This is a genomic window from Salinivibrio kushneri (assembly GCF_027286325.1).
Lineage (GTDB): Bacteria > Pseudomonadota > Gammaproteobacteria > Enterobacterales > Vibrionaceae > Salinivibrio > Salinivibrio kushneri_A.
Genome location: NZ_CP114588.1, coordinates 2692096 through 2713625, shown reverse-complemented (window position 1 = coordinate 2713625; position 21530 = coordinate 2692096). Strand labels below are relative to the sequence as shown.

The following is a 21530-nucleotide window of genomic DNA, read 5'->3' as shown; positions in this document are numbered from 1 at the left end:
TGGTATAATCGCTAACCAGTGTATAAATACCCAGTAAAATGGCAGGTGGCGATGGACGTATCAACTCTTCTTGACGGACTCAACGACAAACAGCGTGAAGCCGTGGCCGCGCCGCTCGGCAACCATTTGGTGCTGGCAGGTGCTGGCAGTGGTAAAACCCGAGTGCTGGTTCATCGTATGGCTTGGCTAATGCGGGTGGAAGAGGCGTCGCCGTTCTCGGTGATGGCGGTAACCTTCACCAACAAAGCGGCAGCGGAAATGCGCGGCCGTATCGAGCAATTGATGCAAGGCACCGCCTCTGGCATGTGGTGCGGCACCTTCCACGGCATTTGCCATCGTATTCTCCGTGCCCACTATTTAGACGCCAACCTGCCACAAGACTTCCAAATTCTTGATTCAGATGACCAGCAGCGCTTGCTACGCCGGTTAATTAAAGCGCAAAACTTGGATGAAAAACATTGGCCCGCCAAGCAAGCGAGTTGGTACATCAATGGCAAAAAAGACGAAGGCTTGCGTCCCAAGCACATTGATACCCGCCATGATCCGGTTGAAAGCACTTGGCTGCGGATTTATCAGGCTTATCAAGAAGCCTGTGACCGCGCCGGTTTGGTGGATTTTGCCGAGATCTTGCTGCGAACCTTAGAGTTATTGCGCGATAAAGCGGTGATCCGCGAACACTATCAAGCACGTTTCCAGCACATTTTGGTGGATGAGTTCCAAGATACCAACAACATCCAATATGCGTGGCTGCGTATGATGGCCGGCCAACAGGCGCATGTGATGATTGTGGGGGACGACGACCAATCCATTTACGGTTGGCGTGGCGCGAAAGTCGAGAATATTCAGCGTTTTCTGGACGATTTCACCACCCCTCAGACCATTCGTTTGGAGCAAAACTACCGCTCAACCAGTACGATTTTGCAAGCGGCGAACACCCTAATTGAAAACAATGCCGACCGGATGGGCAAAAGCCTGTGGACCGAGGGCAAAGAGGGTGAGCCCATCTCTGTGTATGCCGGTTTTAATGAACTGGATGAAGCGCGTTTTGTGGTCGGTAAAATCAAAACTTGGCAAGACGAAGGCGGCGCACTCACTGATAGCGCGATTTTATACCGCAACAACGCCCAATCTCGGGTGCTGGAAGAAGCCTTAATTCAAGCTGGCTTGCCTTATCGTATTTACGGTGGCATGCGCTTTTTCGAACGTCAGGAAATCAAAGATGCACTGGCGTATTTACGTTTGATGGCCAACCGCAATGACGATGCGGCGTTCGAGCGGGTGGTAAACACGCCCACTCGAGGGATTGGTGATCGCACCCTTGAGACGCTTCGTGGCGCGGCGCGCGATCGCGGCCAAACCTTATGGCACACTGCCGAGCAAATTTTGGCAGAAAAAGCGCTGGCAGGGCGCGCGGCCAATGCATTGGGCCGGTTTATCGAGCTGGTCAATGCGCTAGAAGATGACACCCGTGACATGGCACTGTATCAACAAACCGATGCAGTGATCCGTCACTCCGGCTTGCGCGCCATGTACGAGCAAGAAAAAGGCGAAAAGGCGCAAGCACGCGTTGATAACTTGGAAGAGTTGGTGACCGCCACGCGCCAATTCACGCCGCCAGAAGAGGCGGAAGCGGAAGGCATGACACCACTGTCGGCATTCTTGGCCCACGCCGCCCTTGAGGCCGGTGAAGGCCAAGCGGACGAGTTTGATGATGCGGTCCAATTGATGACCTTGCACAGTGCCAAAGGCCTCGAATTCCCCTTAGTCTTTATGGTCGGGGTGGAAGAGGGCATGTTCCCCAGTCAGATGTCAGCTGAAGAAGCGGGCCGCTTAGAAGAAGAGCGTCGCCTTTGCTATGTCGGCATGACGCGAGCGATGGAAAAACTCTATCTGACCTACGCAGAAATGCGCCGTGTTTACGGCAAAGACATGTTCCATAAGATCTCGCGCTTTATACGTGAGCTGCCCGAGGCCTGCTTGGAAGAAGTGCGTATGCGTGCCAATGTCTCACGCCCTGCTGCAAGCGGTGGTCGTTTTTCCAAAACGCAGACTCAGGAGAACTTTAACCAAACCGGATTTAGTTTGGGTCAGCGGGTTCAACACCCTAAGTTTGGTGAAGGCACCATCATCAACTTTGAAGGCAGTGGCGGACAAAGCCGCGTGCAAGTTGCCTTTAATGGGGAAGGGATTAAGTGGTTGGTGACTCAGTACGCCAAACTGGAAGCGCTTTAATCTCGGCTGCTTAACGCCAAAAAACGTCACATACGCCCAGCCTTGGCTGGGCGTATTGGTATTGACTCGATTGCCTGCATTTTTTCAGCCGCGGCGTTAGCCGAACACGCCGGCTTGCCAAACGACCGCGCCACCTAACAGCAAAAACAACAGCGCACACAGGCCATCGATAACTGGGGCGACCTTGGTGAGCACTTGTTGTACGCGACTGCCTGATAGCAGCCAGGCGAGCGAAGAAAACCAGCCTAATGAGAGTAAGAACACCACCGCCACGGCCATGGCTTTGCCACTGGCAGACATGCTGGCCGGCACCAAGGTACTCATCAACGAAATAAAAAACACCAAAGCTTTAGGGTTGAAAAGGTTGGTCAGTACCCCTTTCCAAAAGGCCTGTTTTTGGCCGTGTACCGCAGGCGCATCATTGGTGGTTTGCGCCGGCGCAGTGGCGGCGAGCAAGCCTTTAATCGCGCTAAGGCCTAAATACATCAGCACACTGCCCCCCGCCACCTGCACCCACATAAAGAGTTGTGGGTGCTGATGCACCAACAGACTGATGCCGGTAATGCTCAGTATTGTGTGCGCCAAAATACTGAGCGATAACCCTAGCGCAATCGCCAAACCAGTAGCACGGCCATAACGGGTCGCATTTTGGAGCACCAAGGCAAAGTCGGGCCCGGGGCTGAGCAGTGCAATCATATGCACCCCCGCCAGTGTGGCGAGAATAGCGAACTCATTCATCCTGATTTTCCTGCTGACAAAGGCGTGGTCTCTATCTTGGCCTCTTGCTGGCGCTTCGCTCGATAGGCATCAAAGCTAAATATCGCCAAGGCGGCCCAAATAAAGGCAAAGGTGGTGGCTTTATCTGGGGTAAAGGGTTCGTCATACAAGCCGACGGCAAGTAAAAACATTAAGCTAGGGCCGATATATTGGAAAAAGCCCAATACCGTTAAGGGTAAGCGAGTGGCAGCACCCGTAAAGCACAGTAAAGGCACCGTGGTGATCAAACCGGCAGCGGCCAGTAGCATATTCAGGTTGATGGGATTATCGAGCAAGTTGGCGCTGGGGGTATCGGCAAACTGCCACAGATAAATCAGCGCAACGGGCAAGAGTGTGCAGGTTTCCACAAACAACCCCGGCACCGCAGGGAGGTTTATTTTTTTGCGCAGTAATCCGTAAATCGCAAAACTGGTGGCCAGCACTAACGCAATCCAAGGCAGTGAGCCAAAGGTGATCAGTTGTACTAATACCCCCACCAACGCTAGCGCGGCCGCAAGCCACTGTAGACGGCGGAAACGCTCACCAAGAAAGATCATCCCCAGCGCCACGTTCACCAGTGGATTAATGTAGTAGCCAAGGCTGGCATCTAGCATGCGGTTATTGACAATCGCCCAGATAAAAATCAGCCAATTACAGCCAATAAAGCAAGAGGTGAGCATCAACATCAACAGCTTTTTCGGCTCGCGGATAATCGGCTTGAGCTGATAAAAACGACGGGTGAAAAAAAGCAGCAATGCCAAAAAGACAAACGACCACAATACCCGGTGCGCTAAAATTTCGGGCGCCGGAATATGGTTGACCGTTTTAAAGTACATGGGAGCGATACCCCACATAATGTAGGCCGCAAGGGCCAGTAACACGCCTTGGCGTGTGCGTTTTGGATCAGGAATCACAGCGCAGTCTCGTTATAAGTGTCGGTCAGGGATGAACACGAACGTGTGCATGTTGCCTAGATGTAACAAGTTGTAAGGGCGGGCGCAAGCACCTTTCTCTGTGCTCAGGGTTTCATCGCTTACGGGGTGTCGGTAGAATGAGCGCCAGTTTGAGTAATGAGCTTGATTATGTCCGCCACCCCCGCCCATGCCGATGCGTCAACCGAAACTGACGCCGCTACCGCTGATCCTGCCGTGAGTCCTGCCCATCAGGTACTCAAAGCGGTGTTTGGTTATCACCAGTTCCGCGAGGGTCAGCAAGCGGTCATCGATGCAGCGATTGCGGGGCGTGATGCCTTGGTGATTATGCCGACCGGGGGAGGGAAGTCACTGTGCTATCAGATCCCCGCGTTGGTGCGCACCGGCTTGACCGTGGTGATTTCACCTTTGATTTCATTGATGAAAGATCAGGTTGACCAGCTTAATGCCAATGGGGTTGCGGCGGCGTGCTTAAACTCAGCGATGACGCCTGAGGCGCAAGCGGATACTTTGCGTGCGCTAAATCAGGGGGAGGTGAAACTACTCTATGTGTCGCCTGAGCGCGCGCTAGGGCGTGACTTTATCCATCGCTTAACGGAGTGGCAACTGGCGTTGATTGCGGTCGACGAAGCGCACTGTATTTCCCAGTGGGGGCATGACTTTCGTCGCGAATATGCCTCTTTAGGCCAGCTCAAACAGCACTTTCCTGATGTGCCGGTGATGGCGCTGACAGCCACCGCGGATGCCACCACGCGCGAGGATATTTTGTCCCGCCTTGCCCTGCATGATCCGCTGGTGCATCTGGGTAGCTTTGACCGCCCTAACATTCGCTACACCTTGCTAGAAAAGCACAAACCTTTGGCCCAATTGGTGCAGTTTTTGAGCAGTCAACGCGGCCAATCAGGGATTGTCTATTGCAATAGCCGTAAGCGGGTTGAGCAGGTTACTCAAAAACTGTGTGATAACAATATGCTCGCCGCCGCTTACCATGCAGGGATGACCACTGAGGCGCGCGGATCAGTCCAAGAGGCGTTCCAACGTGACGATGTTAACATTGTGGTGGCGACCGTGGCGTTTGGAATGGGGATCAACAAGCCCAATGTTCGCTTTGTGGTGCACTATGATGTGCCGCGCAATATTGAATCTTACTACCAAGAAACCGGCCGAGCAGGGCGAGATGGACTGCCGGCTGAAGCGGTGTTGTTGTATGACCCCTCCGACATGGGATGGCTCCATCGCTGCTTGGAAGAAAAGCCGGATGGGCCCCAAAAGCAGGTCGAAAGCCATAAACTGACCGCGATGGGCGCATTTGCCGAAGCACAAACCTGTCGTCGTTTAGTGCTCCTAAACTACTTTGGTGAGCATCGGCAAACCCCGTGTGGCAACTGTGATATTTGCCTCGACCCGCCCACCCATTTTGATGGCACCGAACAAGCACAAAAAGCGCTGTCGTGCGTGTACCGTGTTAACCAAAGTTTCGGGGTTGGATACGTGGTGGAAGTGTTGCGCGGGATGCAAAATCAGCGCATTAAAGATCATGGCCATGACAAGCTCTCTACCTACGGCATCGGACGAGAGTGGAGCCATGAATACTGGGTAAGCATTATTCGCCAATTGATCCATCGCGGTTATCTGGTGCAAAACATTGCCCGTAGCTCGGTGCTGCAGTTAACTGAACAAGCGCGACCATTACTGCGCAGCGAGATTGCCCTTGAGCTGGCGGTACCGCGTATTGGCCTCAGCCCTCGCACCAAGGCCAACAAGCTGAGCCAGCGTCATTACGATAAAAAACTGTTCGCCAAGCTGCGTAAGTTACGTAAAGCCATTGCTGATGAAGAAGATATTCCACCTTATGTGGTGTTTAACGACGCAACCTTGATGGAAATGGCCGAGATGCTGCCGTCATCGCAAGCGGAGCTCTTGGCGGTGAGTGGCGTGGGGCAGCGCAAGCTCGAAAAATTCGGCGATGCGTTTTTGGACTTGATTGACGATCACTTGAGTTTGAGCGAGTACGGCTATGGCACCGAGTAATTGGCAATTGATAGCGTCCGACAACACCTTGGCGTTTTATCAGCCGCAGCTGGATGCGGATAATGGCAAAGAAATCTGTCGGCCATTGCTGCAAGCTCTCGAAGCCTCTGTGCTGGAGTGCCAACAAGACGCGGACATGATGACCTGGCTGATTGATTTCGAAGGCACGCGTTTGATGCTCAAAGCAGCACATTACACCCAGAGCGTGTGGTTAGAAGCGCTGGATGAGGAGGGCGATGAGGTAATTGCCTTTTTGCGCCGCTGGTGGTTGCGTCATCCGCCCCTCTAAATTGCGCTGGCACCGCTGATTGATTGCTGTATAATTCGCCACCTCGCGCTGCCTGTGGACGGGTAGCTAAGTTTTTTGGGTTCCCTCGCCCCCAATAACAAAAAGGTGCACTATGAGCCACTTTTCTCTTGCTCAGCAGCGTAAAGCGCTGGGTTACCTCGTGATTTTTCATTTACTGATCATTGCCTCCAGCAACTACTTGGTGCAGATCCCCTTTACGGTTTGGGGTTTCCACACCACCTGGGGGGCGTTTACCTTTCCGTTTATTTTCTTGGCCACTGATTTAACCGTCAGGATCTATGGTCCGGCATTGGCACGCCGCATTATATTGCTGGTGATGGTGCCCTCGCTGCTGATTTCCTACGTGTTATCCGTCTTGTTTTATCAGGGCAGCTATCAAGGGTTAGCGGAGATGGGCACGTTTAATCTCACCGTCGCACGGATTGCGATTGCCAGCTTTATGGCTTACCTGCTTGGCCAGATCCTAGATATTCATGTGTTTAATCGGTTACGCCAGCAGCGCCAATGGTGGGTCGCGCCAAGTTGTTCTACCCTGTTTGGCAATGCGTCAGACACGCTCGCCTTTTTCGCGATTGCGTTTTACCAAAGCCAAGATGCCTTTATGGCCGAGCACTGGGTCGAAATCGCCTTGGTAGACTATGCCTTTAAGCTGATTATTAGCTTGGGGCTGTTTATTCCTATGTATGGAGTGTTGCTCAACCTGATTATCCGGCGTATCACACAGGTGACCCCGTCGGCGACGGTGCAGCAAACGTCCTAATCAATAGCAGAATAAAGAGTCGCATCGCGGCTCTTTTTTTACGTCAGCGGGAGGTCAAATGGAAATTCGTGCTGGGCACTTAGAGGAAGCGGTAACGGTGCTTAACAGCGTGCCCGAGTTGGATGCGGGTATATCCTTGGAGCAATGCCACGCGCGATTAGCGGGACGTACTGCATTGGTATTGGTGGCGTATCAAAACGGTGAGCCTGTCGGTGCCAAAATAGGCTATGCCACCAGTAAGACGCAGTTTTATAGCTGGCTGGGCGGGGTGACCAAAGCGGCTCGAGGTCAAGGGGTGGCGAAAGCCTTGTTACAAGCGCAAGAAGCGTGGGTCGCGGCTTCTGGCTATCAAACACTTGCGGTCAAATCACGCAACCGCTTTACCGCGATGGTGTGCATGCTGATGCGGCATGGCTATCAGGTGGTTGCGTTGGAGCAAAAAGGTCAGCCTGCCGATTACCGGCTTTATTTTGAGAAGCAGATCAATAAATGTACAGCGAGTGAAAAATAAGCGTATTTTTTTCTTGATAAGCGATAATGAGAATGGTTATTATTAACTTGCACTCAGGGCCAAGCCCACATGCTCAACCCTGAAGGCACGACATTGCTCACATTGCTTCCAGTGTATTAGCGGGGCGCTTATCAGACAGTGATTAAGTTAGCCTATTTTTGCTAGGCGACACCTCTCGGGGTGTCGCTTTTTTCTTTTCTGGGCACTGGCTTTTCGAACCAAAGTTGTTGGCGTGATGACTTTGGGTGCAATAACAGTTTGATGACAGCGAGTAAGTCTGAGCACAAGATCAACAAATGAAAAAGATTCTCAATTAAGTATTGAAAATGGTAATGAGAATGGTTATTGTTAACTTGTCTTCAGGGCCAAGCCCACATGCTCAGCGCTGAAGGCACGACATTGCTCACATTGCTTCCAGTGTATTGGGGCCAGCAAACTGTTCTGATAACAGCTTTGTTTTTGCGCTCACCTGTTACAGCGACGCCCATCTCGGCGTCGCTTTTTTCTTTTCTCTTCTTTGTCTCTCTGTCTCTTTGTTGATTAGAAGGGGTTAGGCGAGCTCCACCAATTTTTTCACCATACGATTGATGCCAACGGCCGCATCAGTGACGGATGTCGCGAGCATATAGGCCGGTGTGGATAGCAGATGGTGACGTTGGTCTAACACATAATCCGATACTGGACAGTCGATATGCTCACCGCCCATACGGTTAAAGGCGGCGGCGATATCGGGCTCATTACCAATAGTGCCTTTGACGCCTTTCGGGTAGATCTGCGGGATCATGATGGGGGCAATACACATGTAGCCTGCAGGTTTTTCGGTACGGGCAAAGGCCTGACACACCGCAAACATATCCTGGTGTACCTGAACGGGATCGCCATTGTAAGCAAAGTCCGACAAGTTTTTCGCGGCACCAAAGCCGCCGGGAACCAGTAAGGCGTCGAAGTCATCGGCGTTCAAATCCGTTAGCGGAAGAATATCCCCACGTACAATGCGGCTCGCCTCAGTGAGCACGTTACGCGTTTCGCTCATCGCTTCACCGGTACGGTGATTAATGACATGGTGCTGATCGATATCTGGGGCAAAGCACTGCCATTGGGCATCGTTTTGCTCAAGGGCCAGCAGGGATAACACAGTTTCTTGGATCTCGGCACCGTCAAACACGCCGCAGCCAGATAAGATCACAGCAACCTTTTTCATGACGCTCTCCTTGTATCGGCATTTACAATATTGCAATTAGAGTGGGCAATGCATAAAGCGTCGTCTACGCTTAATTGCGTTTGACAGTGTCGCATTGGCCAAGGGTTTATGCGAAATAGTAGTCAAGATCGCAAGAGAAATTGGTGATTATCTCCGCAGTTTGTGATGACTTTCTCTGCAACCTTTGACGGCTATAGCGATTTCTTTTTCCACACCACAGGATCCTTTTTCGATCAAGATCAAGATCCTAGCTCTTGATTTAAGTTTATGTTTTTACTTGATAAAAAATTCATTTCTTAGGTTTGTTTAGACAAAATCAAAACCCTATAAAATAATTACCAACAAAGTTATCCACAGATTGGCGGCTTTGTGGGAAAAACCATGGTTAACAGGGGTCGAGACTCGTGGCATGCTTAACGGCTAACGTGTTTAACTGGCGATCAAGATTCTGATATGGCAACTCTTCCCGACAATCCGTTAATCCTCGTGGATGGCTCTTCGTACCTTTACCGGGCATACCATGCGTCTCCTAATCTTACTAATAGCCAAGGTGAACCCACCGGGGCTGTGTTTGGGGTGGTGAACATGCTGCGCAGTTTGTTGCGACAATTTCCCCATTCGCATGTGGCGGTGATTTTTGATGCCAAAGGGAAGACGTTTCGTGACGATATGTACGAGCAGTACAAAGCCAACCGTCCACCGATGCCAGATGATCTACGCGGGCAAATTGAACCTTTGCATAAGATTATTAAAGCGATGGGCTTGCCTTTACTCGCGGTAGAAGGGGTGGAGGCCGATGATGTGATTGGCACACTCGCCACTCAGGCCTCAAAAGCGGGAATGCCGGTCCTGATCAGCACGGGTGATAAAGACATGGCGCAGCTGGTGGATGAGCATGTCACCTTAATCAACACCATGACTAATGTGGTGATGGATCCTGAGGCAGTGCGTGAGAAGTATGGCTTTGGCCCTGAGCATATTATTGATTACCTTGCCCTGATGGGCGACAAAGTCGATAACATTCCTGGCGTACCCGGCGTCGGTGATAAAACCGCGACCGCGTTGATAGCCAATCTAGGTGGCTTGGACGATATTTACGCCAACCTCGACAAGATTGCTGAGCTCAGCTTCCGCGGCGCGAAAAGCATGGCGAAAAAACTGACTGAGCATCAAGACGCGGCCTACCTGTCTTATCAACTCGCCACGATTAAATTGGATGTTGAACTGGATTTCACCCCTGAACAGCTGGTCAAGCAAGAACCTGATAATGACACCTTGGTGGCCATGTATCGTGACTTGCAATTCCGCCGCTGGCTCAAAGAGCTGGATGAAGGTGATGCGCCGGAAGAGGCGGTGTCTGATGAGCCTATCCCACAAGAGACCACGATTGACCGGAGTGGCTACCAGACGCTATTAACGCGGGACGCACTGGACACTTGGCTGAAGAAAATTCGTGACGCTGAGGTAGTTGCGGTCGATACCGAAACCGATAGCCTCAACTATATGGAAGCCAATCTGGTTGGTATTTCATTTGCCGTCGCGCCGGGTGAAGCGGCGTATGTACCGGTAGCGCATGATTATCTGGAAGCGCCGGCTCAATTATCGCTGGATGAGGTGCTGGAGGTGTTGCGTCCTTGGTTGGAAGATCCTTCAGCCGCGAAAGTCGGCCAGAATCTGAAATATGATGCCAGTGTGTTTGCGCGTCACGGGATCACTTTAAAAGGGATTGCCTATGACACCATGCTGGAATCGTATGTCTATAACAGTGTGGCGGGACGCCATGACATGGACAGCCTCGCTGAACGCTACTTGCAGCACACCTGCATCAGTTTTGAAGAGATTGCTGGGAAAGGCAAGAAACAACTGACCTTTAACCAAATCCCTCTTGAGCAGGCGGCACCTTATGCGGCGGAAGATGCCGATATTACGTTGCGTTTGCACCAATACCTGATTGGTAAAGTCACCAGTGACGAGAAACTGAAAACCATCTTTGAGTTCTATGAGATGCCGCTAGTCAGCGTGTTGTCGCGTATGGAGCGTCATGGTGTGCTAATTGACAAAGACAAGTTGGCGACCCAATCAGAAGCGTTACATACTCGTTTGATTGAGCTTGAGCGTGAAGCGTTTGAGATTGCCGGCGAAGAGTTCAACTTAAGCTCGCCCAAGCAGCTACAAGCGATTTTGTTTGAGAAAATGGGCCTGCCGGTGGTGAAGAAAACCCCATCAGGTAGCCCTTCAACCAATGAAGAAGTGCTGCAAGAGCTCTCACTCGATTACCCGCTGCCAGCGCGGATTTTGGAATACCGTGGGCTGGCAAAGCTCAAATCGACCTACACGGACAAATTGCCGCGCATGATCAATGCACAAACCGGCCGTGTGCACACCTCGTATCATCAAGCCGTTACTGCGACGGGGCGCTTATCGTCCACCGATCCGAACTTACAAAATATCCCCATTCGTAACGAACAGGGTCGTCGTATTCGTGAAGCCTTCACCGCGGAACCGGATCATACGATTTTGGCGGTCGATTACTCGCAAATCGAATTGCGGATTATGGCGCACCTATCCGGTGATAAAGCCTTGCTAGAAGCGTTCCGTGACGGCAAAGATATTCACGCCGCCACCGCCGCGGAAGTGATGGGGGTGAGTCTTGACGAGGTCACCAGTGAACAGCGTCGCCGCGCCAAAGCGATCAACTTTGGTCTGATTTATGGCATGAGTGCTTTTGGTCTGTCTCGTCAGTTAGGGATTGGCCGTCAAGAAGCACAAAGCTACATGGATACCTACTTTGAGCGCTACCCAGGCGTGAAGGCCTACATGGACCGTACCCGTGAGCAAGCGGCGGAAAAAGGCTATGTAGAAACCATTTTTGGCCGTCGCCTTTATCTGCCTGAAATAAAATCACGCAATGGCATGCGTCGCAAAGGGGCCGAGCGCGCGGCAATCAATGCGCCGATGCAAGGAACGGCAGCCGATATTATCAAGCGTGCGATGATACTGGTTGATCAATGGATTCAAGCCAATGCTGCGGATGACTCCCGTCTGGTGATGCAAGTTCACGATGAACTGGTGTTGGAAGTTAAAACGTCATCAATGTCCAAAGTTGAAAGCAAAGTACGGAAATTGATGGAGTCAGCGGCTGACTTGGATGTTCCTTTGATTGCCGAAGCTGGGTTCGGGGATAACTGGGGAGAAGCCCACTAAGTTAAGGGTTTTTATTGACCTTTATGTCGTTTTATACCGAAAGTCGATATTTTTATCGGCTTTTTTTTGTACACTATCCACCTGATATGTGGCGTTTTTACGCTAAATAGCCTTATTTTTATGAAAAAAAATTACGTAAGATACTTTTCAATACTGAGTGATTGATATACAGTTAGCAGCGTAGGGTACAGAGGTAAGATGTTCTATCTTTCAGACCTTTTGTTTCACGTTATTGGATTTGGCTGATTCAGCAGCCCCAGTCAGGATACTGACTGGGGCTTTTTTTATTGGCCATTTCCCAACCGATGAAGACACCCTGCCACTGCCTTTTTATGTTTCGCTGACTCGCTTATCCCCATTCTCATCAAAAAAATTAGAGTAATTACTTTAATTTTGGCGATAAGCTTGGTTATAATGCGTGCAGCTTCTTGTTCTTTATGTGTCTACGGGGTCTTATCAGATCGCTTACGCACAAAGATTCGCCGGCCCTCGTATTGAGGGTCGGCTTTTTTTTATCTGCGTGAGTGGCAGGTAGGATCTCTCCGTTAGAGAGAGTTACTCGGTTGGTTGTGCGTCGTCGTCTGCGATGACTGGGGGTGTTTGTTGATACCAGCCGTCTAGCTTACGGCGTAGTTTATCGACGCCCATACCTTTAAGCGATGAGTACAACTCGACCTCAACATCACCGCAAAAAGCCAGTGACGCTTCGCGGATTTTCATCAGTTGCTGCTTACGTGCTCCTGATTTCAACTTATCGGCTTTGGTCAGTAGTACTAACACTGGCAAGTGAGACTCTACCGCCCAGTAAATCAGTTGCTGATCCAAGTCTTTCATCGGATGACGAATATCCATTAAGACCACTAATCCGCCAAGTTGATCACGTTTTTGTAAATATTCTCCCAGCGAACGCTGCCACTTCTCTTTCATTTCCAAAGGGACTTGGGCATAACCATAACCAGGTAGGTCGACAATGTGACAACCTTCGTCCACCTTAAAGAGGTTAATTAATTGTGTGCGCCCGGGGGTCTTACTGGTCTTTGCTAGGCTCTTTTGGTCACAAAGACGGTTAAGGGAGCTAGACTTACCGGCGTTGGAACGGCCAGCAAACGCAATCTCTATTCCCGTATTATCAGGAAGATGGCGAATGTCGGGTGCGCTGGTAACAAACTGGGTGTTACGGTAATTAAGTGATTGCTCCACTGTTAACTCCGTCTCGTCTTGGTGTAGTAGACTGATTACTTTTGTGTGAATTTGTGTAAAATAACCGTGCTCGGTTTTTGATCGGTAATTGTACCATGACGGTAACTAAGTAGTGGTACTGGAAGCTTGATAATTATAAACGGAATGTCATGAAGAAATTAGCGCTAATATTGACTCTCCTCGCCAGCACTTCAGTCTGGGCCCAAGGAGATGCTGAAGCGGGCAAAGCAAAATCCAATACCTGTGTCGCCTGTCACGGTGCTGACGGTAACAGTGTTTTGCCTGATTACCCAAACTTGGCGGGTCAGCACGCCAACTATCTAGAGAAACAACTGAAAGAATTTAAGCTTGGCGCGCAAAGCGGCGGTGAGCAAGGGCGATATAACGCTGTAATGGCTGGCATGGTGGCTCCGCTTTCTGAGCAAGACATGGCAGACTTAGCAGCGTATTACGCAACCTTAACACCCAAGCCAGGCACCACGCCTGAAGGTGCTATCGAAGTGGGCCGCCAGCTCTATATGGCCGGCGATCCTGAGCGCGGTATTGCAGCCTGTACAGCTTGTCACGGTCCTCGCGGTAACGGCACCCCATCTTCTGGCTTCCCGAAAATTTCTGGCCAGCCCGCGAAGTATTTGGCTAGTCAGCTGAAAATGTTCCGCGCTGGAGAGCGTCATAACGATATGAATAAAATGATGCGATCGGTGGCCGCGAAACTGACGGACAAGGAAATTGATGCGCTGTCTAACTACTTAGGCGGATTGCACTAATAACCGAGCCTTTCTGCGAAAACGGCGGTGTGATAGACGCCGCCGTTTTTTATCCCTCCCATTTATTCACCTGTCCATGGCAATTGGCTCGCGCTTTAGCATCACATCACACCGATAGCGATAACGGCGACCTTCTATGTGAGAGATTGGCTATTTGCTAGCAAGAAAAATACGTCATTTTTTGAAAGACATATTTTTTACTTATTTAAAATCAGTTAATTAACTGGGATTTCCTTTTTTTATTCTTATTTTTATTGGCTGACATTCTAGGCAGTCTCGCTCACTGCGATATGCTATCAACATCAACAGGAAGTTGGTGTTAGGGACACATGACTGCGCCAAGAAGGGTGCGACGACCAGGACGGTCTTACCACAGGGTGTGGATGCAGCCAAGGTTGGCCGGCAAGGACGACGTTACACAGGGTGTGTGGTGGGTGTCGAATGACAAGGACGCAGGAAGCGACTGACAGGCAAGCATGCTACCCACAATGACAGGACGTTGATACTAAGGCGCAAAGCGCCATTCTCAGGGATGAACAGAGTACCAGGACGGACACTATCCGCTTATTATCGCAAGCGCGATACGCGACAGGCTTTATGCCTGTCGCTTTTTTATTGACCCACTTTCTGCTACATTCGCGCCAGCTTTTGGCATAGATGAATGACATGCAGCACTGCCCTTTATGTGAGCACACAACAACCCATCTTTATCATACCGACAAACGCCGTGCGTACTTTCAGTGCACGGATTGCGCGTTGGTATTTGTTGATCGCCAAACGCTGCTCGCGCCAGAGGACGAAAAGGCCATTTATGATTTGCACCAAAATCACCCTGAAGACGAAGGCTACCAGCGTTTTTTATCGCGTTTAGCCACGCCTTTGCTTGAGCGACTTGCGGTGCCAGCGGACGGGTTAGACTTTGGCTGTGGCCCGGGGCCTGTCTTGGCGAGTATGTTGCGAGACGCAGGACATGGTGTCGCCTGCTATGATCCTTTCTATGCGCCACAGACCGACGTACTGGATGCACAGTATGACTTTATTACCTGTACGGAGGCGATCGAACATTTTTATTGGCCGAAGGAGCAGTGGCATCAATGGTTAACGATGCTTAAGCTGGGCGGCTATTTGGGTATTATGACCAAGTTGGTTAAGGATAGAGATGCATTTTCACGTTGGCACTATAAGAACGATCTGACCCACGTTAGCTTTTTTAGTCGCCACACGTTCCAGTTTCTTGCTTGCCAAGCTGGCTTGGAGCTCACGTTTATCGGCAACGACGTAATATTAATGAGGAAACCACAGACATGACGCGTAAAAAGAAAACGCGCCGCGTAGGATCGGAAGGCCCGGCGCAATACGTAGATAAAAATCAGAACGAGCAAGACCGCATTGCGCGAATGCTGAAAAAGCAGAAAAAGCGCAAAGGTAAGAAAGCCGGCTCGCGTCATTCAGAAGAAGACAACAAGCAAGTGCGTCGCAGCGGTGGCAAAAAAGACCCACGTATTGGTAGCAAAAAGCCGATTCCATTGGGCTCGGATGCAGTAAAACCGAAGCAACCGAAGCTCACGCCAGAGCAAGAGCTTGCGAAGCTTGAACAAGACCCACAGCTTAACGTGCTGCTGGATCGCATTGAAAATGGCGAGAAATTAGGGGCGGGCTTGCAAGCTTACGTGGATGAGAAGCTGGATCGGATTGAGGTGCTGATGGATAAACTGGGCCTGCTTGCCGACGATGACGCGCTGGATGATGAGGACGACCTGCTGGCTAAATTTGAGCAACAGGACGATCAATAAGGAGTAATCGGTGCAGGAGTGGATCTGGATACTGGCAGGGTTTGGCGCGCTAATAATTTTAGCGTTATCCGTTTATGCGGGCGTATTGCTCGCCAAATTAAGACGGCAAACCAAGTTGCAAGCCGAGATACAAGAGGCGGCGATCAACAAGCGTAACGACAAAATCATTGAGAGTGTTGACGTGATTGCATTTGCAGCACTGCAAGATCAATGTGATTTGTCGGAGGCCGCCATCCGTCTTTACATGATCATGGACCACTTACAAGGCGACAAACGGGTTGAATTTGATAGCCGCTATCCAGCCTTGTTTGAACTGTATGAGGCGGTAAAAGATACCCCTCGCGGTGAGGCAAGAAAGGGATTGAAAAAGAATGAGCGCATGCGACTCGACCTAGACCGAGCCAAACATGAAGCGCGCTTGGAAGAGGCGATAAAAGTGGAGCTTGCAGAAATTCTTGCCTTTACCGGGGGGCGCCACGTTCCCGATCATATCCTCACACACTGAGCGTGACTGCCTGGAAAGCAGCCGATAAGAGCTGCTTTCCACTGTTATTTTGCCTCAATACCCTTATAATTATTGGGCGAAAATCGATCTCACCGACACTTTCGCAACACCAGTGCGGGTAGTGCTAAACACCTTACTCAAGGCTGTGGCACACTAGACGCTGTTACTCCTTTCCTAAGCGCTTTTGCGGAATGTAAGCCATGTCATCACCACAAATCATTTGGGATCAAGCCCTTATCAATAAGTACAACTACTCAGGGCCCCGTTATACGTCGTATCCGACGGCACTTGAATTTCATGAGGCGTTTGCGCCCGCGGAATTTGATATGGCGTGTAGTCAGTACCCTGAGCGTCCTTTGTCGTTGTATGTGCATATCCCGTTTTGCCACAAACTTTGTTATTACTGTGGCTGCAATAAAGTGGTGACACGGCACCAACACAAGGCGGATGAGTATCTGGATGCGCTTGAGCACGAGATTCGTCAGCGCGCTTTCTTACTGGGTTCACGTCGAGTGACTCAGCTGCATTGGGGCGGTGGCACGCCTACCTTTCTTACCAAGACGCAAATTTCACGCTTAATGGGGTTGTTGCGTCAAGAGTTTGATTTCGAGCACGATGCCGAAATCAGCATCGAAGTCGACCCGCGCGAAATTCCACTCGACATGCTCGATCACCTGCGTAGCGAAGGCTTCAACCGCATCAGTATCGGGGTGCAAGACTTTGATAAAAAAGTGCAGCAGCTGGTTAATCGCGAGCAAGATGAAGATTTTATTCGTGCATTGGTTGAACGCGCGCGTGATCTAGGTTTTCGTTCTACTAACCTTGATTTGATCTATGGTTTGCCCAGTCAAACGCCTGACGGATTTGCCAACACCCTTGAGCAAGTCCTTACCATGCGTCCAGGTCGGCTGTCGGTGTTTAATTATGCCCACTTGCCCAACTTGTTTGCTGCGCAGCGCAAAATCAAAGAAGAGGATTTACCGTCACCGGACGCCAAGCTCACCATGTTGCAAGACACCATCAATACCTTAACGGGCGCAGGCTATCAGTTTATCGGCATGGATCATTTCGCTCTGCCTGATGATGAGCTGGCCGTCGCGCAGCGGGAAGGGCGCTTGCACCGTAACTTCCAGGGCTATACCACCCAAGGTGACTGTGATCTGCTCGGACTCGGCGTGTCGGCGATTTCGATGATTGGTGATTGTTATGCGCAGAATCAAAAAGAGATGAAAGCGTATTATCAGCAAGTGGATGCTGAGCGCCATGCTCTGTTTAAAGGCGTGATGCTTGAGCCGGACGACCGAATTCGTCGTGATGTGATTAAAGCACTGATGTGTAACTTCACCCTAGAGAAAGCGGAGATAGCGACGCGCTATCAGCTCGACTTTGATCAGTACTTTGCTGAAGACCTTGCCCTGCTCCAGTGCTTTATCGATGATGATTTGGTCCGGGTGACTGATAACACGATTTCAGTGACCAAAACGGGGCGGATGTTAATCCGTAATATCTGCATGAGCTTTGATGTCTATTTGCGTGATAGGGCCCGACAACAGCAGTTCTCCCGTGTGATATAAGCACAAAAAAACCGCCCGTTGGCGGTTTTTTTGGATTGAGGCTCGCCGGGTTCGACTCTACGACGAACTAGCGTGCTGCTGCGTGGGCTTTCAGTGCCGCTTTCTCGCTATCAGACAAGAAAGCAATCGAGAGGCCATTTTCTTGCAGTGTGCTGATCTGCGCTGGGCTTAAGCCGGCGGCAGGGGCGGCCACTTCGTACTCGTAAGGCAGTTCAATGCCTTCGACGGCGGGATCGTCAGTATTTAACGAGGCCAGAATGCCGTGGTCGAGGAACTGGCGCACAGGGTGCTGTGCGAGATCAGCGATGGTGCTGGTTTGGATGTTGGAGGTCAGGCAGGTTTCGATACCAATCTGGTGTTGAGCCAAATAATCCATTAGCGCTGGGTCTTCTATCGCCTTGACGCCGTGACCAATACGGGTGGCGCCGAGTTCATTGATGGCCTGCCACATGCTGGGGGCGCCTGCCGCTTCGCCTGCGTGCACGGTCACTTGCAGGTCGCTGGCGCGCACTTTGGCAAAGTGCTCGGTGAATTGGTCACCCGGTTGGCCGAGTTCATCGCCGGCGAGATCGATGGCGACTAAGTGCGATTTTTGCGTTAGGAGCGCATCCAACTCCGCCATACAGGCTTTTATGCCGAAGGTACGACTCATGATGCCAATCAAGTTGGTTTTTACGCCAAAATCACGGCTACCTGCTTGCACACCATCCACAACCGCTTCAACCACGCCTTCTAGCGGTAATTGGTGCTTCAGTGCCATGTAGTAAGGCGAAAAGCGTAGCTCAGCATAATCAATTTGAGCGTTTAAGGCGTCCTCTACGTTCTCGTAGGCGACGCGGCGAACAGCATCCAAATCGCCTAATACGGCCACGCCCCAATCGAGCTTAGACAGGAATGCCACTAAATCGGGTTCGGTCTCAACCACTTGCACATGTGGGCGCAATGACTCGATATCAGTGGCGGGCAGCGGCATCGCAAATTTTTGCCCTAATGCCAAAATGGTTTCGATACGAATATTGCCGTCTAGGTGGCGGTGTAAATCCGTCACGGGTAAGTCTTTTCTTATCATCATCGGTTCCCAGCAGGTGAGTTGGGGCTCAGTATAGCGAGTGACCTCTTCATCGTCAGTAGTCAGTATGTGGATGGCGTGACAGCTATCGCGTGGGGAGCTTGTCCGTTACCCGTTCTGTTGGTTGTTCCGCCAAGGGGAGGGGCTTAGCAAACAAAAAACCTTGCGCAAAGTGGCAACCGATGTCACGCAGTCGCTCGGCTTCTTCTTGAGTTTCTATGCCCTCGGCCACCAGGTGAACATTCATACCGCGTGTCATCGCGACCACGGCTTCAATGATGCGCTGGTTGGTGCTGTTTTCTGTCATCGAGTGAACGAAGCTGCGATCAATCTTAAGGCTGTCGAACGCCATTTGGTGAAGGTATGCTAGCGATGAATAGCCGGTGCCAAAGTCATCAATGGCAATTCTAATCCCCAGCGCGCGAATTTTGGTTAACCCTGAGGTAGCCAAGTGTTCGTGGCTCATCAGCTGTGACTCAGTGATCTCCAAGGTTAAATTCTCCGCTGGCAGTTGGGTACGATCCAGCACACTTTGCAATTTGTCGATAAAGTCGGCTGACAGCAGCTGACGTGCAGATAAATTCACGTGCAGTTGATAATTGGCTGGCCATAAGCCTTTTTGAATCTGCGCCACGGTGTCATAAGCGGCTTGCTCGAGCACCTGCATGCCGATTTGATTAATCAAGCCACTTTGTTCGGCGACGGGAATGAATTCAGCAGGGGAGACCATGCCGCGTGTCGGGTGGCGCCAGCGCACTAAGGCTTCCGCGCCGCAGAAGCGGCCATCAAGCAAGCGGATAAAGGGCTGGTAATAGACCTCAAACTGGTGATGTTGAACGGCGTGATGAAGCTCGAGGAGAAGCCTTGATTGCTCTTGAATCCGTGCTTGCATGTTGGCTTCAAAGTAAACGTACATCTCTGTTTCACTGCGTTTGGCTTCGCTCAATGCAAGACCGGCGTGATCAAGGCCTTCATAGATGGCATCGCCAAAGGTGTAACCAAAGACCACGCCAGCACATGCGTCGACCAGGACATCATCGTTGCCAATGGTGACGGGGCGTTTAAACAAACTCAGTAACTGATCGACCAATGCTTCGGACTGCGTGCGGTTAGTGGTATTGGGGGCGAGAACGGCAAACTCATCGCCACGCACACGTGCCAGTAGCATGCCTGAACCATCGGAGAGGGCGCTGAGTCGATCGGCAATCGCGCATAAAAGGGTGTCCCCGCCTTCTTGTCCAAGGCTATCATTAATATTACGAAAGCCATTGATCCCCAAAATGACCAAGGTATTAGGGGCGTGATAGCGTAGGCCTGCGGCCTGTTCAATCAAGCCTTCCCGCGTATAGAGTTGCGTGAGGTTGTCTTGGCGGACTTGTTGGCGCAGCGCATTGAAAGAGTGCTGCAATTTGACCGACATATTATTAAACGCTTCTTTGAGTATCGCGATTTCCCGTAGGCTTGCTGGCGTATTGATGCGGTAAGTCAAGTTGCCGGATGCCAGTTTGGCTGCCGCTTCAGCGGTGTCTCTCAACGGGCGAGTCAGTTGGCGTATAATGAAATACACCACCGCTAGCCCTATTAGTGCCATGGTCATCACCAGATAAATACTGATTTCTTGCTGGCTAAGAAGGTTTTTTAACAATAGCTGGTCAGGTAGTGCGACCACCACATACCATTGATGCTGAAAAGGAGCGGGCATCGCCACTTTTTTAATGGTGCCATAAAAATGGCCCTTGTCGGCAATATCGAAATTAAAGGGTCTGCCTAAACGGTTGGGGTCGGGCGGCCACGCGTTTGCTACCTGGCTAATCGTACTGTCGAGGACTGGATTATGGGTAATATCGGGAAAATGTAAGATATTACTGGGACTCTCTTTGCCACTGTGGGCGACCATTCGGCCCTCATCGTCGACAATAAATAATGCCCCTCCGAGTTTTTGTTGACGCTCACTGAGGAAGCGATTAAAGGCATTGAGCTTGATGTCGCTGGCGACCACGCCCCACACATTATCATTGACCATTACTGGGGCGATGGCTGATAAAGACACGTCCCCGACGTCGTCGGCATCACGATAAATATCTGTCCAGCGTGGTTGTTCACGGTTAAAGGCAGGAATATACCAAGGGCGGACACGCGGGTCGTAATGGTTGTCTTGGTAAACGACGTTGGCATTGGGGGTGCGACCATCAAAAATACGCAGCGTACCTTGTGTCGCCTCACTCTGCTCCATCAAAATATACTGACCTGCTTGGCTTTGACGGTAGCCGAAATATTCGCCCTCGGCATCGACGCCAATGCTTAATACCTGCATGTAAGGCATGGCTTGATAGAGAGAGGTGTAGCTATTGAGAAGGTAATCACGTAGCCCTGAGTCAGTGATTGGCGCATCGGTAAGCCGGGCGGCCAGGCTGTCAGCAACAAAGATGTTGGCATTGAATGGGTGAGCAAGATACTGGCGCAAGTCTCGCTCAATACCGACAGAGTAATCTTCGAGTAATAACTTGCCGACAAATTGCGAGCTGGAGCGATAGTGGTTGTTGATGGTAATAATGATCACTATCAACGTCAGTGTTAGGACGAGAAACACGGGGAGCATAACGGCAGCGCGTATCGACAATGGGCGTAAGTTTCTCATCAGGACTGCAACTTCACTCTTATCAAAAAAATAACACGATTGTTGTA

The 21530-nt window shown here is 50.9% G+C and carries 17 protein-coding genes; 11 read left to right on the top strand and 6 right to left on the bottom strand.

Translation table 11 applies throughout. The features are described from left to right. Positions 1-51 precede the first annotated feature (51 nt). The gene (gene uvrD / locus N8M53_RS12445; RefSeq protein ID WP_069360776.1) at positions 52-2232 is read left to right on the top strand and encodes a DNA helicase II; all 2181 of its coding nucleotides are present in this window, start codon (positions 52-54) and stop codon (positions 2230-2232) included. A gap of 96 nt (positions 2233-2328) precedes the next feature. Here the strand turns inward: uvrD and N8M53_RS12440 are convergent, their stop codons facing one another. Together N8M53_RS12440 and rarD are read right to left on the bottom strand one after the other, a co-directional pair. Next, on the bottom strand, positions 2329-2970 hold the full coding sequence (locus tag N8M53_RS12440) for a LysE family translocator (RefSeq protein WP_269578997.1): 642 nt from the start codon (positions 2968-2970) through the stop codon (positions 2329-2331). Further along, positions 2967-3899, bottom strand: a complete 933-nt coding sequence (gene rarD, locus N8M53_RS12435) for an EamA family transporter RarD (protein ID WP_077666780.1) — start codon at positions 3897-3899, stop codon at positions 2967-2969. Before rarD ends, N8M53_RS12440 begins: the two co-directional genes overlap by 4 nt. Positions 3900-4070: 171 nt before the next feature. On the opposite strand from rarD, the gene recQ reads away from it, so the two are divergent. From recQ to N8M53_RS12415, 4 genes are all read left to right on the top strand, one after another. Next, a complete protein-coding gene (gene recQ / locus N8M53_RS12430) occupies positions 4071-5951 on the top strand; it encodes an ATP-dependent DNA helicase RecQ (protein WP_269578996.1) in 1881 nt (626 codons plus the stop codon). Further along, complete coding sequence (locus tag N8M53_RS12425) at positions 5938-6240, top strand: DUF3630 family protein (protein ID WP_269578995.1); 303 nt, start codon at positions 5938-5940, stop codon at positions 6238-6240. Before recQ ends, N8M53_RS12425 begins: the two co-directional genes overlap by 14 nt. A 112-nt stretch (positions 6241-6352) precedes the next feature. Further along, on the top strand, positions 6353-7021 hold the full coding sequence (locus N8M53_RS12420) for a 7-cyano-7-deazaguanine/7-aminomethyl-7-deazaguanine transporter (RefSeq protein WP_077773180.1): 669 nt from the start codon (positions 6353-6355) through the stop codon (positions 7019-7021). 58 nt (positions 7022-7079) lie between these two features. Continuing rightward, a complete protein-coding gene (locus N8M53_RS12415; RefSeq protein WP_269578994.1) occupies positions 7080-7532 on the top strand; it encodes a GNAT family N-acetyltransferase in 453 nt (150 codons plus the stop codon). Between the two features lie 550 nt (positions 7533-8082). On the opposite strand, the gene elbB is transcribed toward N8M53_RS12415, so the two are convergent. Then, positions 8083-8733, bottom strand: a complete 651-nt coding sequence (gene elbB / locus N8M53_RS12410; protein WP_269578993.1) for an isoprenoid biosynthesis glyoxalase ElbB — start codon at positions 8731-8733, stop codon at positions 8083-8085. Positions 8734-9186: 453 nt separating this feature from the next. Between elbB and polA the strand changes: the two genes are divergently transcribed. After that, complete coding sequence (polA, locus tag N8M53_RS12405) at positions 9187-11937, top strand: DNA polymerase I (RefSeq protein WP_269578992.1); 2751 nt, start codon at positions 9187-9189, stop codon at positions 11935-11937. 555 nt (positions 11938-12492) lie between these two features. Here polA and yihA read toward each other — a convergent pair. Beyond that, positions 12493-13137 carry a ribosome biogenesis GTP-binding protein YihA/YsxC gene (yihA, locus tag N8M53_RS12400; RefSeq protein ID WP_269578991.1) on the bottom strand — a complete coding sequence of 215 codons (645 nt, stop codon included), beginning with the start codon at positions 13135-13137 and terminating at the stop codon, positions 12493-12495. Between the two features lie 149 nt (positions 13138-13286). On the opposite strand from yihA, the gene N8M53_RS12395 reads away from it, so the two are divergent. The 5 genes from N8M53_RS12395 (at position 13287) to hemN (ending at position 17776) form a co-directional block, all read left to right on the top strand. Further along, positions 13287-13904 carry a c-type cytochrome gene (locus N8M53_RS12395; protein ID WP_077457399.1) on the top strand — a complete coding sequence of 206 codons (618 nt, stop codon included), beginning with the start codon at positions 13287-13289 and terminating at the stop codon, positions 13902-13904. Between the two features lie 666 nt (positions 13905-14570). Beyond that, on the top strand, positions 14571-15212 hold the full coding sequence (locus N8M53_RS12390; protein WP_269578990.1) for a methyltransferase domain-containing protein: 642 nt from the start codon (positions 14571-14573) through the stop codon (positions 15210-15212). Further along, positions 15209-15697: a Der GTPase-activating protein YihI gene (yihI, locus tag N8M53_RS12385; protein WP_269578989.1), complete on the top strand. Its 489-nt coding sequence runs from the start codon at positions 15209-15211 to the stop codon at positions 15695-15697. Before N8M53_RS12390 ends, yihI begins: the two co-directional genes overlap by 4 nt. A 10-nt stretch (positions 15698-15707) precedes the next feature. Then, positions 15708-16202, top strand: coding sequence for a DUF2489 domain-containing protein (locus N8M53_RS12380; RefSeq protein ID WP_269578988.1), 495 nt, complete (start codon positions 15708-15710; stop codon positions 16200-16202). Between the two features lie 200 nt (positions 16203-16402). Beyond that, complete coding sequence (gene hemN / locus N8M53_RS12375) at positions 16403-17776, top strand: oxygen-independent coproporphyrinogen III oxidase (protein WP_269578987.1); 1374 nt, start codon at positions 16403-16405, stop codon at positions 17774-17776. A 67-nt stretch (positions 17777-17843) separates the two neighbouring features. Here the strand turns inward: hemN and add are convergent, their stop codons facing one another. Beyond that, positions 17844-18845: an adenosine deaminase gene (gene add, locus N8M53_RS12370; protein ID WP_269580047.1), complete on the bottom strand. Its 1002-nt coding sequence runs from the start codon at positions 18843-18845 to the stop codon at positions 17844-17846. 85 nt (positions 18846-18930) lie between these two features. Then, positions 18931-21483, bottom strand: coding sequence for an EAL domain-containing protein (locus tag N8M53_RS12365; protein WP_269578986.1), 2553 nt, complete (start codon positions 21481-21483; stop codon positions 18931-18933). Between the last annotated feature and the right edge of the window lie 47 nt (positions 21484-21530).